This is a genomic window from Ramlibacter sp. (assembly GCF_035627355.1).
GTDB lineage: Bacteria > Pseudomonadota > Gammaproteobacteria > Burkholderiales > Burkholderiaceae_C > Ramlibacter.
This window is the reverse complement of sequence record NZ_DASPLW010000011.1, coordinates 22,778-35,812: the sequence shown is the minus strand read 5'-3', so window position 1 is coordinate 35,812 and position 13,035 is coordinate 22,778. Positions and strand designations below refer to the sequence as shown.

Annotated in this window: 14 protein-coding genes; 10 read left to right on the top strand and 4 right to left on the bottom strand. The window is 69.4% G+C overall.

Annotation, left to right across the window (positions count from 1 at the left end; all coding sequences use genetic code 11):
* Positions 1–71: 71 nt before the first annotated feature.
* Positions 72–368 carry a hypothetical protein gene (locus tag VEC03_RS04525; protein WP_324913006.1) on the top strand — a complete coding sequence of 99 codons (297 nt, stop codon included), beginning with the start codon at positions 72–74 and terminating at the stop codon, positions 366–368.
* Here VEC03_RS04525 and pgeF read toward each other — a convergent pair.
* The 3 genes from pgeF to VEC03_RS04510 are packed head-to-tail and all read right to left on the bottom strand — an operon-like array spanning position 300 to position 2,494.
* Positions 300–1,037 (bottom strand): peptidoglycan editing factor PgeF, encoded by a 738-nt coding sequence (gene pgeF / locus VEC03_RS04520; RefSeq protein WP_324913127.1) that lies wholly within the window; start codon positions 1,035–1,037, stop codon positions 300–302. The two genes, VEC03_RS04525 and pgeF, sit on opposite strands and share 69 nt — an antisense overlap.
* Before the next feature lie 55 nt (positions 1,038–1,092).
* Positions 1,093–1,734, bottom strand: coding sequence for a maleylacetoacetate isomerase (maiA, locus tag VEC03_RS04515; protein ID WP_324913005.1), 642 nt, complete (start codon positions 1,732–1,734; stop codon positions 1,093–1,095).
* Positions 1,735–1,771: 37 nt separating this feature from the next.
* Entirely contained in the window at positions 1,772–2,494 is a 723-nt protein-coding gene (locus VEC03_RS04510; RefSeq protein WP_324913004.1) for a GntR family transcriptional regulator, read from the bottom strand.
* Positions 2,495–2,551: 57 nt separating this feature from the next.
* Between VEC03_RS04510 and VEC03_RS04505 the strand changes: the two genes are divergently transcribed.
* The 3 genes from VEC03_RS04505 to VEC03_RS04495 are packed head-to-tail and all read left to right on the top strand — an operon-like array spanning position 2,552 to position 5,754.
* Positions 2,552–3,940: a Rieske 2Fe-2S domain-containing protein gene (locus tag VEC03_RS04505; protein WP_324913002.1), complete on the top strand. Its 1,389-nt coding sequence runs from the start codon at positions 2,552–2,554 to the stop codon at positions 3,938–3,940.
* Positions 3,937–5,415, top strand: a complete 1,479-nt coding sequence (locus VEC03_RS04500) for a glutamine synthetase family protein (protein WP_324913001.1) — start codon at positions 3,937–3,939, stop codon at positions 5,413–5,415. Before VEC03_RS04505 ends, VEC03_RS04500 begins: the two co-directional genes overlap by 4 nt.
* Positions 5,416–5,427: 12 nt before the next feature.
* The gene (locus tag VEC03_RS04495) at positions 5,428–5,754 is read left to right on the top strand and encodes a 2Fe-2S iron-sulfur cluster-binding protein (RefSeq protein ID WP_324913000.1); all 327 of its coding nucleotides are present in this window, start codon (positions 5,428–5,430) and stop codon (positions 5,752–5,754) included.
* Between the two features lie 15 nt (positions 5,755–5,769).
* Here the strand turns inward: VEC03_RS04495 and VEC03_RS04490 are convergent, their stop codons facing one another.
* On the bottom strand, positions 5,770–6,492 hold the full coding sequence (locus tag VEC03_RS04490) for an OmpA family protein (RefSeq protein ID WP_324912998.1): 723 nt from the start codon (positions 6,490–6,492) through the stop codon (positions 5,770–5,772).
* A 273-nt stretch (positions 6,493–6,765) separates the two neighbouring features.
* On the opposite strand from VEC03_RS04490, the gene VEC03_RS04485 reads away from it, so the two are divergent.
* The 6 genes from VEC03_RS04485 (at position 6,766) to VEC03_RS04460 (ending at position 12,963) form a co-directional block, all read left to right on the top strand.
* Positions 6,766–8,109: an FAD-dependent oxidoreductase gene (locus VEC03_RS04485; RefSeq protein ID WP_324912997.1), complete on the top strand. Its 1,344-nt coding sequence runs from the start codon at positions 6,766–6,768 to the stop codon at positions 8,107–8,109.
* Between the two features lie 31 nt (positions 8,110–8,140).
* Complete coding sequence (gene gtdA, locus VEC03_RS04480; protein WP_324912996.1) at positions 8,141–9,196, top strand: gentisate 1,2-dioxygenase; 1,056 nt, start codon at positions 8,141–8,143, stop codon at positions 9,194–9,196.
* Positions 9,193–9,888 (top strand): fumarylacetoacetate hydrolase family protein, encoded by a 696-nt coding sequence (locus VEC03_RS04475; protein WP_324912995.1) that lies wholly within the window; start codon positions 9,193–9,195, stop codon positions 9,886–9,888. The genes gtdA and VEC03_RS04475 overlap by 4 nt, the downstream gene beginning before the upstream one ends.
* Before the next feature lie 124 nt (positions 9,889–10,012).
* Positions 10,013–10,489 (top strand): TRAP transporter small permease, encoded by a 477-nt coding sequence (locus tag VEC03_RS04470; RefSeq protein ID WP_324912994.1) that lies wholly within the window; start codon positions 10,013–10,015, stop codon positions 10,487–10,489.
* Positions 10,486–11,808 carry a TRAP transporter large permease gene (locus tag VEC03_RS04465; protein ID WP_324912993.1) on the top strand — a complete coding sequence of 441 codons (1,323 nt, stop codon included), beginning with the start codon at positions 10,486–10,488 and terminating at the stop codon, positions 11,806–11,808. Before VEC03_RS04470 ends, VEC03_RS04465 begins: the two co-directional genes overlap by 4 nt.
* An 87-nt stretch (positions 11,809–11,895) precedes the next feature.
* Complete coding sequence (locus tag VEC03_RS04460) at positions 11,896–12,963, top strand: TRAP transporter substrate-binding protein (RefSeq protein WP_324912991.1); 1,068 nt, start codon at positions 11,896–11,898, stop codon at positions 12,961–12,963.
* Positions 12,964–13,035: the final 72 nt, after the last annotated feature.

Here is a 13,035-nt window from a genome sequence, read left to right as displayed (position 1 = left end):
AGTGTGTCCGGGTTATCCCGGAGTATTCCATCATTGATGTTGCACCGCAACAAAATCCTGAAGAAGGGCGCATGTACATCGTCGTCATAGGCTGGCTGTACGTGGCCCTGATGATGGCCGTGGCCGAAGCCACCAACAGCGGCGGCACCGTGCTGGGTGCCATCTTCACCTTCCTGCTGTATGGCGTGTTGCCCGTGGCGCTGGTGATTTACCTGATGGCGACGCCGGCCCGCAAGCGGGCGATCAAGGCGCGTGAACAGGCCGAGCTTGCGGCGCGCAAGGAAGGGGAGCCCGCCGCCTCAGGCCAGCCAGATGCTGGCGGCGAAGCGGCCGCTGGCCCGGTCCCGCCGGTGCGAGAAGAACCGTGAGGGCTGCGATACGGTGCACCAGTCGGCGCTGCCGTCGTTGCCGAACAGCCGGATGATGTCGAGTGCCCGCAGGCGGTCGCGTGCCAGCCCGGGCAGGTCGGCCAGCCACTTGCCGCCGGGCGCGAGCCGGAAGCGCATGGAGGCGCCGGGCGATGCCGCCTCGAAGGCCTCCTTCACCTCGGTCCCCACTTCGAAGGCGCCCGGCCCTATGCACGGTCCCAGCCAGGCGAGCGTGCGTGCGGCCGCCTCGGCCGGCGTGGCGGCCAGTTGCGGCCAGAACGATTCCCACAGGGACTCGAGCACGCCGCGCCCTTCCTGTCCGGCCAGGCCGCGCCAGCCGCAGTGCGCCGCAGCCACCGCGCGTCCTTCGCGGTCGGCCAGCAGCACGGGCAGGCAGTCCGCCACCATGATGGTGCAGGCCACGCCGGGCTCGCGGGTCCAGCAGGCGTCGGCCTCGAGTCCATCCGGGCTGTCGCAGTCGAGCCGCTCCGAGTGCACCCCGTGCACCTGCTTGAGGAAGACCGGGCGCGCCACCGTGGCCTCGGCGTAGCGCCGGCGGTTCTCGGCGACGGCCGCCGGGTCGTCACCCACGTGGTCGCCGAGGTTGAGGCTGTCGAAGGGGGCGCGCGAGACGCCGCCCTCGCGCAGCGACAACAGGCTGCGCACCATCGGCGGCACCGGCCAGTCGGGAACGATCACCCCGCCCCTCCCTGCTGTCGGCGCCTCAAGCTTCGTGGTCCGGGCAGCTCGACGGCTGCGCCTTGATGAAGGCGGGATGCCGCATGCAGGCGTCGAACACCGCCATGGTGCGGTCCAGGCCGGCGAAGTCGGCACCGAAGCGCTGGCCATTGAAGATCTGCGGCACCAGGCAGCAGTCGGCCAGCGTCGGCGTGTCGCCGTCGCAGTAGGTGCCGCGCGGCAGCCGCTGCAGTTCGCGCTCGAAGGCCAGCAGGCCTTCGCGGACCCAGTGCCGGTACCAGGCGTTCTTGGCGTCCTCGCCCACCTTCAGTTCGTGCACCAGGTACTTGAGCACGCGCAAGTTGTTCAGCGGGTGGATCTCGCAAGCCACCAGTTGCGCCAGCGCCCGCACCTGCGCGCGGGCGAGCGGCTCCGGCGGCAGCAGCGGCGGGTTCGGGTGCGTCTCGTCCAGCCATTCGATGATGGCCATCGACTGCCCCAGCTGCTCGCCCGTGTCGGTCTCCAGCGTCGGCACCAGCATCGAGGGCGACACCGCCACGTAGCCGGGCTGCTTGTGCTCGCCTTTGGCGATGTGCACCGGCACGTAGTCGTACGACAGCCCCTTGAGCTCGAGCGCGATGCGCACGCGGAACGACGCGGAGGAACGGAAGTAGTTGTGCAGCTTCATGCGGCGAGCATACCGCCGGCTCCTCGCGCGGGCACCCTCAGCGGCCGACGACCAGCCGGATCGCGGGGAACACGCGCTCGGTCTCGCTGCGACGCTCCAGCGCCAGCCGCATGTTCATCTGCGCGACTTCGGTGTGTTCCACCGCCAGCGCCTGCGCGCGGGCGCCTTCGCCGCGCCGCATGGCGTCGAACAGCATGTGGTGCTGCCTGTGGGCGTACAGCATCCATTCGCGATCCTGCTCGGCCGTCGACATCATGGGCAGCATCGCCGACGCGGGCGCGAAAGGCAGCGCGTTGTTCATCGCGACCGCGCGCTGCAGCGCCCGATTGCCGCTGGCCTCGAGCACCAGCGAATGGAAGCGGTCGTTCATGGCCGCATAGCCGGCGTAGTTCTCGTAGCCCAGGGGATTGGCGGCCAGCAGGCGGTCGCCGTCCGCCAGGCAGGCTTCCAGGTCCAGCTGCAGCTGGCGCGAGACGCCGTGCTCGGCCACCAGCCGCGCCGCCATGCCTTCCAGGTGGCCGCGCACCGCGATCGCGTCGGCCACCTCGCGCGGGGTGAACTGCCGCACCAGGTACTTGCCGGTGTCGCTGACCTCCAGCAAGCCCTCCTGCTCCAGCGTGACGAGCGCCGCGCGCACCGGCGTGCGCGAGGCCCCCATGCGCTCGGCCAACTGCTGCTCCGCCAAGCGCTGGCCGGGGGCGAACTCGCCCCGCAGGATCAGGTCCCGCAGCTGCATCAGCACCGTCTCTTGCAGGTTCATGGCGGGCGACTGTACACTGAACTTCAAATTTGGGATACCGTTTTTGAAAGGACGGCCATGAAGGCAGAACAGAACGAACTCGTCACGCGCATCGGGCCCGGCACGCCCTGCGGGGCGGTGATGCGCCAGTACTGGCAGCCGGTCGCGCTGGTGGACGAGTTCGACCCGGCCCTGGACCCGCGCATGGCCGGCCGCCCACTCAAGGCCGTGCGCGTGCTGGGCCAGGACCTGGTGCTGTTCCGCGACCAGCAGGGGCGCTGGGGCCTGCTGGATCGCGACTGCCCGCACCGCAACGCCGACCTGTCGTTCGGCCGGCATGAGGGGGACGGCCTGCGCTGCCCCTTCCACGGCTGGAAGTTCGACGCCGCCGGCGCCTGCCTGGAAACGCCCGGCGAGCCCGCCGGCAGCCGGCTGTGCGAGCGGGTGAGCCAGCGCAGCTACCCGGTGGTGGAGAAGAGCGGCGTGCTGTTCGGCTGGTTCGGCGAGCCGGGCAGCGAGCCGCCGCCCTTCCCCCAGTTCGACTGCTTCGCCGCGCCGTCGACCCACACCTTCGCCTTCAAGGGCCTGTGGCACGCCAACTGGCTGCAGGCGTTCGAGGTCGGCATCGACCCGGCGCACCCCTCGTTCCTGCACCGCTTCCTGAACGACGCGCCGCTGGAGGGTATCGGCGACAACCCGGCCGGCAAGCAGTTCCGCAGCGCCAGCGCGGGCGAGGCCGCCGGCGGCGAGCGCTGGCCGATGACGCGCATCATGCGCGAGTTCTGCCAGCCGGACATCAGCTTCGAGCCCATGCCCTGGGGACTGCGGCTGACGGCGTTGCGGTCGATGACGCCGAAGCTCACGCACGTGCGCATCACCAACGCGATCTTCCCGCACACCTTCGTGATCCCGCTGTCGGAGACGCTCACCATCACCCAGATGCACGTGCCGGTGGACGACACCCACACCTACTGGTATTCCATCTTCACCAGCTTCGCGGGCCCGGTGGACAAGGAGGCGATGCGCAACCAGCGGCTGCAGTTCGTCTCGCTGCCCGACTACATTCCCAAGGCGGGTCGCCACAACAACTGGGGCTTCAACCCCGACGAGCAGCGCTCGCAGACCTACCTGGGCATGGGCGAGGAAGACATCAACGTGCACGACCAGTGGGCGGTGGAAAGCATGGGCCCGATCCAGGACCGCACGCGCGAGCACCTGGGCACCACCGACAAGGTGATCATGGCCAACCGCCGCATGCTGCTCAAGGCGATCGAGACCGTGCAGGCCGGCGGCACCGCACCCGGCGTCGCCGACGCGTCCCTGGCAGCACAGATGGTCGGACCCGACACCGTGGACGGCATCGCACCGGCCGGCGAGTGGCCGGGCTGGTGGCAGGCCCGGGTGCAGGCCAAGCGCGAGGGCGCGCCCTGGATCGCCAAGGCCACTGCCGCCGCGGAGACCGCATGACGACGTTCGCCCAGCGCTGCGGCCTGCACGACGCCGCCCGCGAGGAAGCGACCCAGCGCGCGACCCGCCAGATCGGCGCCGACGCCTTGGAACTGGTGCGGGTCGCCTGGTGCGACCTGCATGGCGTGACCCGCGGCAAGACGCTGGTGGCCTCGGCCGCGCGCCGCGCCTTCGACGAGGGCGTCGGCATGGTCAGCACGCTGATGCTCAAGGACACCTCGGACCGCACTGCCTACAAGGTGTTCGAGCCCGGCGGCACCGCCACCCTGCCCGGCTTCGGCTTCGCCAACAACCTGCTGCTGCTGCCGGATCCGGAAAGCCTGCGCGAACTGCCGTGGTCGCCCGGCAGCGGCTGGCTGCGCGCGCAGCCCTGGTTCCTCGACGGCCAGCCGGTGGAACTGGACACCCGGCGGGTGCTGCAGCGGGCCCTGCAGCGGCTGGAGCGCGCCGGCTGGCGCATGCGCTGCGGGCTGGAGATCGAGTTCCACATCTACCGGATCGAGGACACCAAGGCGCAGCTCGATCCCGAGCTGGCGGCCTGGCCGGGCCTGCCCCCGGCGGTCAGCCTGATCCATCCCGGCTACAACCTGCTGGCGGAGAACTGGTACGACCTGGCCGAGGAGCCGATGCGAATCGTGCAGCACACGGCGCAGGCCCTCGGGCTACCGCTGCTGTCGCTGGAGATCGAGCTGGGCCCGAGCCAGGTCGAGGCCGTCTTCGACGTCACCGATGCCCTCACCGCCGCGGACAACATGGTGCTGTTCCGCAACGGAGTGCGGCAGGCGCTGCGACGGGCTGGCTACCACGCCACCTTCATGTGCCGCCCGCCCTTCCCCACCATCATGTCCAGCGGCTGGCACCTGCACCAGTCGCTGGTCGACGCGCAGACCGGCCGCAACGCCTTCCTGCGCGAGTCGCCGGCACCGGGCACCACGCCGGCCGATGCCACTCACACCCTGTCGGACGTCGGTGCCAGCTACCTCGCCGGGCTGCTGTCGCACGCCCGCGCCATGGCCGTGTTCTGCACGCCGACAGTGAACGGCTTCGGCCGTTTCCGTCCCAACGCGCTGGCACCGCAATCGGTGCTGTGGGGGCGCGACAACCGCGGCGCCATGCTGCGGGTGGTGGGCCAGTGCGGCGACCGGGCCACCCGGATCGAGAACCGCATCGGCGAGCCCGCCGCCAATCCCTACCTGTACATGGCCTCGCAGATCCATGCCGGGCTGGACGGCATCGAGCGCCACCTGAAGGCACCGCCGGCCACCGACTCGCCGTACGGCGGTTCGGGCGAGCGCATCCCGACCAGCCTGGGCGACGCGCTCGAAGCGCTGCAGGCCGACCCGGTGATGGTGGAAGGCTTCGGCCAGCCCTTCGTGGACTACTTCTGCACCGTCAAGCAGTCCGAACTGCAACGCCACCTGCAGGCCGAGGACAACGCCGACTTCCAGCGGCGCGAGTACTTCAGCCGCTTCTGAATCCCAGACCCGATGATCAAGGTCCACCTGGTGCCCGCCGGCGGCGGCGCACCCATCACCCTCGAGGGCAAGCCCGGCCAGAGCCTGATGCAGGCGGCCGTGGCGGCCAACGCACCTGGCATCGAAGCCGAATGCGGCGGCCTGCTCACCTGCGCGACCTGCCATGTCTACGTGCGCGAGCCGTTCGCCGCGATGCTCCCGCAGGCGGGCAGCGACGAACTCGGGATGCTGGAGTTCACCGCATCGCCACGCCAGGCGAACAGCCGGCTGTCCTGCCAGATCCGGCTGGAGCCGGCGCTCGACGGCCTGACGGTCGACCTGCCCGCCACGCAGACCTGACGACAGCCCCGGCGCTCAGCGCACCTGGGTCGCCGGGATGCCAGGGCTGGACGGCGCCGGCTGCTGCGGGCCACCCGCCACCTCGGCCCGCTCGCCCAGGAAGATCTCCACCCGCCGGTTCCTGGCGCGGCCGGCCTCGGTGTTGTTGTCGGCCACCGGTTCGTGGCTGCCCCGTCCGCTGGTGACGATGCGCCGCGGATCCACCCCACGCTCCGCCAGGTAGGTGCGTGCAGCATCCGCGCGGCGCTGCGAGAGCGGATCGTTGATGGCATCGTTGCCGGTGCTGTCGGTGTGCCCGACGATCCGCACCTCGGTATTGGGCTGGTTCGACAGGCCGGTGGCGAACTGGTCGAGGATGGGGCGCAGGTTCGGCTTGATGTCCGCACGCCCGGTGTCGAAGGAGATGTCGCTCGGGATCTCTAGCTTGAGCTGGTTGTCGGGCGTCTGCGCCACGGTCACGCCGGTGCCCACGGTCGCGCGCTGCATCTCCTGCTTCTTGCGCTCCATCTGGGTGGACCAGACATAGCCGCCCAGGGCCCCGAGCCCGGCCCCGACGGCGGCACTGCCCGCGTCGCGGCCTATGACCCCGCCGGCCACCGCACCGATGCCGGCGCCGATGGCCGTGTTGCGTGCCGTGGGGCTCATCTGCGGCATGTTCATGTCGGCGCAGCCGGCCACTGCGACGGCAGCAGCGGCCGCCAGCAGGACGGTATGGGGAATTCGGGTGCTGTTGTGCATGACGCGCCTCCGCAATGGTTTTCCCCCCACTTCACTGCCGCGGACCGGGACAGCGTGCACGCCGGAGTCAACGATTCGTGCAGGAAAAATCCCGCAAACGGTCCGGGGCTGCTCGTACCCGCGGAAGCGCTCCGCCATGCCTGCCAAGGCTGGGGCCGTGCTGCAATCGGCCTGCGCGCGGGTGAACCCTGATAGGCCAGCGTGCTGATAGTATGTACGCTTAGCAATTGTCAAGCTTGGCGGGTCCGACCCGCCGTCCGCACGCCTTCCCCGATGCCGCGCAGCCTCACCGAGCCCAGCCGCCAGACCGAGGTCCACGGCGAGTACGACGTGGTCGTGCTCGGGGGCGGGCCGGCCGGCATTGCGGCGGCCGTGGCGGCCGCGCAGGCCGGTCGCAGCACCCTGCTGGTGGAGCGCTACGGCTTTCTCGGCGGCATGGGAACGGCTGCCGGCGTCACCAACTTCTGCGGCCTGCACGCCAACGTGCACGGCGAGATCCGGCAGGTGGTGCACGGGGTCGCCGCCGACCTGCTGTCGCGCATCGATGCCCTGGGCGGGCTGAATGCGCCGCATGCCCTGTTCGGCAAGACAGTGGCCCAGGCCTACGACACGCCGGCCTACAAGATCGCCGCCGACCAGTTGATGCAGGCTGCCGGCGTCCAACTGCTGTTCCATGCACTGGCAGCGGGCGTGGTCATGGATGCGCCGGACCGCATCGGCGCCTTGCTGGTGGAGACGAAGTCGGGCCGCCGCGCCGTGCTCGGACGCGCGTTCGTCGATGCGTCCGGCGACGGCGATCTCGCCGCCTGGGCCGGCGTGCCGTACGACAAGGGCGACGGCGCCGGCAACTTCCTCTATCCCTCCACCATGTTCCGCATCAATGGGGTGGATCCGCAGCGCGCCGGCAAGGCCTGGGAGACCATTCCCCGGCTGATGCTGCAGGCGCAAGCCGAGGGGCGGCACCGCTTCCCGCGCAAGACGCCCATCGTGCGGCCGCAGAAGAGCGGCATCGAGTGGCGCGTCAACCTCACGCAACTGGCCAACGAACGCGGCGATGCGCTGGACGGCACCGATGCCGACGAACTGACCCAAGCCGAACTGCAGGGCCGCCGGCAGATCGCCAGCGTGGCCGGCTTCCTGCGCGAGGTGCCCGGCTTCGAGCAGAGCTACATCGTCGACATCGCGCCCCAGGTCGGCATCCGCGAGACGCGTCGCGTGCGGGGCCTGTACCAGCTCACCGAGTCCGACGTGCTGGGCTGCGCCAGCTTCGACGACACCATAGGCGTCAACGGCTGGCCGTTGGAACTGCACCTCAAGGGGGACGTCGAGTTCCGCTGGCCACCGATCCCGCAGAGCCGCGGCTTCAACCACCTGCCCTACCGTATGGTCGTGCCCCAAGGCATCGACAACCTCTGGGTGGCCGGACGCTGCGCCTCGATGTCGCACGAGGCCCAGTCCGCCGCCCGCGTGACCGGCGCCTGCTTCGTCATGGGCGAAGCGGCCGGCACGGCCGCCGACCTGGCGCTGTCGGCGGGTACTTCGGCGGCCGTCGTGGACCTGGGCGCGCTGCAGGCGCGCCTGGCCGCGCGCGGCGCCTGGCTCGGCCGCGAAGATTGAACCGGCTCTAGCCACACTGCAAGATCGCCACATGGATACGCCCGATACCACCCTGCACGCGCGGCAGCAGCTCTACCGCGACATGGATCCGCACCACCTCACGCCGCTGTGGGAGGTGCTGCATGCGCTGGTGCCGCCGCAGCCGCGCACGCCCTGCGTGCCCGCGCACTGGACCTACGAGGCGGTGCGCCCCTTCCTGATGCGTGCGGGCGAGGCCATCACCGCCGAAGAGGCCGTTCGCCGCGTGCTGATCCTCGAGAACCCGGCGCTGCGCGGCCAGTCCGCCATCACCCAGTCGCTGTACGCCGGCCTGCAGCTGATCCTGCCGGGCGAAGTCGCGCCCAGCCACCGGCACGTGCAGAGCGCGCTGCGCTTCATCGTCGAGGGCAGCGGCGCCTACACCGCCGTCGACGGCGAGCGCACCACCATGCACCCGGGCGACTTCATCATCACGCCGAGCTGGACCTTCCATGACCATGGCAACGAAGGCGGCGAAGCGGTCGTATGGCTGGACGGCCTCGACATCCCGATGGTGCGCTTCCTCGATGCCGGCTTCGCCGAGAACGACAGCTCGCGCTCGCAGCAGGTCACGCGCAAGGAAGGCAGCAGCTTCGCGCGCTATGGCCACAACATGGCGCCGGTGCGCCACGATGCCCCGTTCGGCGCCACCTCGCCCATCTTCAGCTATCCCTACGCGCGCAGCCGCGAGGCGCTGGAGCAACTGGAGCGCGACGCGCCGATCGACGCATGGGACGGCGTCAAGCTGCGATACGTGAACCCGCTGACGGGCGGGCATCCGATGCCGACCATGGCCACCTTCATGCAGAAGCTGCCGGCCGGCTTTTCGGGCAAGGGCTGGCGGCAGACCGATGGCGCCGTCTACAGCGTGGTCGAGGGCACGGGCAGCGTGGACATCGAGGCCGGCGGGCAGCGCTGGCACTTCGACTTCGGACCGCGCGACCATTTCGTGGTCCCGTCCTGGCACACCGCCCGCCTCGCCTCGCAGGACGGCTGCGTGCTGTTCAGTTTTTCCGACCGGCCCGTGCACCAGGCACTGGCCATCCACAGAGAAGAAAGGTTGTCATGAGCTACGTCTTCCCGGCCCCCGCGGTCACTTCGGTGCCGGTGCTCGGCCGCGCGGAACGGTTTCCGGTCCATCGCGTGTACTGCGTGGGCCGCAACTACGTGGAGCACGCGCAGGAAATGGGCTTCACCGGCCGCGAGCCGCCCTTCTTCTTCCTCAAGCCCGCCGACGCGATCGTGCCGGTGCCGCAGGGCGAGACGGGCACCATCCCCTACCCCACGCTCACGAAGAACCTGCACCATGAGATCGAGCTGGTGGTGGCGATCGGCACCGGCGGGCGCAACATCGCGGCCGCCGACGCGCACAAGCACATCTTCGGCTACGCCGTGGGCCTGGACATGACGCGCCGCGACCTGCAGGGCGAGATGAAGAAGCAGGGCCGGCCGTGGGACATCGGCAAGGGCTACGACCAGTCCGGCCCCGTGGGCCCGATCACGCCGGCGGCGCAGGCCGCGGATGTCGCGAACGCCGAGATCTGGCTGCAGGTCAATGGCCAGAACCGCCAGCGCAGCAAGGTGTCCAAGCTGATCTGGAACATCGGCGAGACCATCGAGCACCTGTCCGCCGCCTGGGAACTGGCGCCCGGCGACCTGATCTTCACCGGCACGCCCGAAGGCGTGGCGGCGGTTGTGTCCGGCGACACGCTGGTCGGGGGTGTCGGGGGGCTGGGCGAATTGCGCGTGCGAATCGGCTGATCGCCGTCCGGCATGGGCCGGGGCGCCGTGCCCGGCACGACCATAATCCGCCACCGGTGCGCGCAGCGCCGGTGGCAGCCGCGGGTGCCGGCCCGCGGACAAGAACGAACGAGGAGAGACCGCTTTGCGCGTACTGGAACCCCTGGCCAAGCTGTGCGCCGTGGCTGCCGGGCTGCTGCTGACCGCCATCACCCTGATGACGTGCGCCAGCCTGATCGGCCGCAACACGGTCGGCATCACCCTGGTGGGCGACTTCGAACTGACCGGCGTGGCCGCCGGCGCGGCGATCGCCATGTTCATGCCCTGGTGCCAGCTCCGCCGCGGCAACATCATCGTCGACTTCTTCACCACCCGCGCGAGCGAGCGCACCAATGCGGCACTGGACCGGTTCGGCGCGCTGCTCCTGGGGGCGGCGATGGCACTGCTGTCATGGCGCACGGTGCTGGGCGGCATCAACGCGTTCGAGAGCCAGTCGGGCACCATGATGCTGGGCTTCCCCGTGTGGGTGGTCTATGCCTGCATGGTCCCGCCGCTGGTGCTGACGGCGGTGATCGGCCTGTGGCAGGCGGTGCTCGGCTTCGGACCGGAGGTGCGCGAATGAGCCCGCTGGCCCTCACCGCGCTGATCTTCGGGATCATGCTGCTGCTGATGGCGATCCGCACGCCGATCGCCATCGCCATGTTCGCCGCCGGCGCCATCGGCTACGTGCTGCAGGCGGGCTGGCTGCCGCTGGCCTTCTTCCTGAACACGCAATCGTTCGCGCGCTTCGCGAGCTACGACCTGTCGGTCATTCCGCTGTTCATCCTCATGGGCCACTTCGCCACCCAGGGCGGGCTGTCGCGCGCGCTGTTCGAGTTCGCCAGTGCGGTGATGTCGCGCTTCCGCGGCGGGCTGGCGATGGCGTCCGTGATGGCGTGCGCGGCCTTCGGCGCGATCTGCGGATCCTCGGTCGCCACGGCCGCCACCATCACTTCCGTGGCGCTGCCCGAGATGAAGCGGCACGGTTACTCCGGCCGGCTGGCCACCGGCACGCTGGCGGCGGGCGGCACGCTGGGCATCCTGGTCCCGCCGTCGGTGCCGCTGATCATCTATGCCATCCTGGCCGAGCAGAACATCGCCAAGGTGTTCGCGGCCGCGATGATCCCCGGGATCATCGCGATGACCGGCTACATCATCGCGATCGCGATCTACGTGCGGCTGGTGCCCGGCCACGCGCCGGACCACGACGCCGACGATGCACCGCGCCTGACCCTGTCGACCGTGTACGGGGTCCTGCCGATCGCCATCATCTTCCTGCTGGTCTTCGGCGGCATCTACGGAGGCTTCTTCACGCCCACCGAGGGCGCCGCCGTCGGCGCTGCGTCCACCTTCATCGCGGCCCTGCTCAAGCGCGAGATCACGTGGACGAAGTTCAAGCACTGCTTCTACGCCACGGCCGAGGGCTCGGCCATGATCTTCATGATCTTCCTGGGGGCCGACCTGATGAACGCCGCGCTGGCCCTGACCCAGGTGCCCGCGCAGCTGGCCAGCGTGGTGGGCAGCTGGGGCCTGTCGCCCGTCGCCGTGGTCTCCGCCATCCTGCTGTTCTACGTCGTGCTCGGCGCCGTGATGGACGAACTGTCCATGATCCTGCTGACGATCCCGATCTTTTTCCCCATGGTCATGGGGCTGGATTTCGGCATGCCGCAGGAATCGGTGGCGATCTGGTTCGGCATCATGGTGCTGATGACGGTGGGCTTCGGGCTGCTGGCACCGCCGGTGGGCCTGAACGTGTACATCGTCAACGGCATGGCACGCGACATACCGATCAGCGAGAGCTACCGAGGCGTGATGCCCTTCCTGGCCAGCGACGTGATCCGCACGCTGCTGCTGCTGTTCTTCCCGCCCATATCCCTGTGGGTGGTGCAGTTCCTCGGGTGAGTGCCGCTGAGGGAAAGCCCCGTAGCCTTCACCCGACCCCTGTTGTACTTTCGTCAAGTCCCAAATTCTTCCTCGGAGAAACCCGCCATGATCCAGCGACGCACACTGCTGAAGACCTCTGCCGCGGCAGTGGCTCTCGGCGCGCCCGGCCTGAGCGGCCTGGCGCAACAGGCCGTCACCCTGAAGTTCCACACCTTCATGTCCCCCCAGTCCAACGTGTGGCTGGGCATGCACAAGCCCTGGATGGAGAAGGTCGAGAAGGACTCGGGCGGCAAGATCAAGTTCGAGGCCTACCCGGCCATGCAGCTGGGCGGCACCCCGGTGCAGCTGTACGACCAGGCCAAGGACGGCGTGGTCGACGTGGTCTGGACCCTGCCGGGCAACACGGCGGGCCGTTTCCCCCGCATCGAGGTGTTCGAGCTGCCGTTCATGATGAACAACGCCGAGGCCACCTCGAAGGCCTACTGGGAGTACGTGCAGACGGTCGCGCAGGACGAGTTCAAGGACACGCACCCGATCGCCCTGCAGGTCCACGGCCCCGGCTTCTTCCACACCAAGAACAAGCAGATCAAGCACCCGGATGACCTGCGCGGCATGAAGCTGCGCGGCCCGACCCGCCAGATCACCAAGATGCTGGGCTACCTGGGCGCCATCCCGGTGGGCATGCCGCTGCCGCAGATCCCCGACGCCCTGTCCAAGGGCACCATCGACGGCTGCGTGATCCCGTGGGAAGTGGTGCCTTCGGTCAAGGTGCACGAGCTGACCAAGTACCACAGCGAGTTCGATCCGGCCGGCGGCGCGCTCTACACGACCACCTTCGTGATGGCGATGAACAAGGCGAAGTACGAGTCGCTGTCGCCCGAGCTGAAGAAGGTGATCGACGCCAACTCCGGCATGGAGACCTCGGGCTGGCTGGGCAAGGTGCAGCAGGGTAACGACGTCCCGGGCCGCAAGGTCTCCGTCGATGCCGGCGCGACCATCTACACCATCCCCGCCGCCGACGCGCAGGAGTTCAAGAAGCGCTCCGCCCGCGTCGAAGCCGAATGGGTGGAGGACATGAACAAGCGCGGCTTCGACGGCAAGAAGCTGCTCGAGACCGCCAAGGCCCTGATCGAGAAGCACGGCAAGACCACGCCGGCGCCCAAGAAGGCTTAAACTCGACCGGCCTTCCCGTACCAAAGGGCTCCTTCGGGAGCCCTTTTCTGCGCCCGGGATCCTTTCCTCCAG

Coding starts and splice junctions, on each gene's coding strand:
- gtdA (WP_324912996.1), top strand. CDS start 8,141: ATGGATACGCCCGATACCACCCTGCACGCGCGGCAGCAGCTCTACCGC.
- VEC03_RS04460 (WP_324912991.1), top strand. CDS start 11,896: ATGATCCAGCGACGCACACTGCTGAAGACCTCTGCCGCGGCAGTGGCT.
- VEC03_RS04525 (WP_324913006.1), top strand. CDS start 72: ATGTACATCGTCGTCATAGGCTGGCTGTACGTGGCCCTGATGATGGCC.
- VEC03_RS04500 (WP_324913001.1), top strand. CDS start 3,937: ATGACGACGTTCGCCCAGCGCTGCGGCCTGCACGACGCCGCCCGCGAG.
- VEC03_RS04475 (WP_324912995.1), top strand. CDS start 9,193: ATGAGCTACGTCTTCCCGGCCCCCGCGGTCACTTCGGTGCCGGTGCTC.
- pgeF (WP_324913127.1), bottom strand. CDS start 1,037: ATGGTGCGCAGCCTGTTGTCGCTGCGCGAGGGCGGCGTCTCGCGCGCC.
- VEC03_RS04490 (WP_324912998.1), bottom strand. CDS start 6,492: ATGCACAACAGCACCCGAATTCCCCATACCGTCCTGCTGGCGGCCGCT.
- VEC03_RS04510 (WP_324913004.1), bottom strand. CDS start 2,494: ATGAACCTGCAAGAGACGGTGCTGATGCAGCTGCGGGACCTGATCCTG.
- VEC03_RS04505 (WP_324913002.1), top strand. CDS start 2,552: ATGAAGGCAGAACAGAACGAACTCGTCACGCGCATCGGGCCCGGCACG.
- VEC03_RS04495 (WP_324913000.1), top strand. CDS start 5,428: ATGATCAAGGTCCACCTGGTGCCCGCCGGCGGCGGCGCACCCATCACC.
- VEC03_RS04465 (WP_324912993.1), top strand. CDS start 10,486: ATGAGCCCGCTGGCCCTCACCGCGCTGATCTTCGGGATCATGCTGCTG.
- VEC03_RS04485 (WP_324912997.1), top strand. CDS start 6,766: ATGCCGCGCAGCCTCACCGAGCCCAGCCGCCAGACCGAGGTCCACGGC.
- maiA (WP_324913005.1), bottom strand. CDS start 1,734: ATGAAGCTGCACAACTACTTCCGTTCCTCCGCGTCGTTCCGCGTGCGC.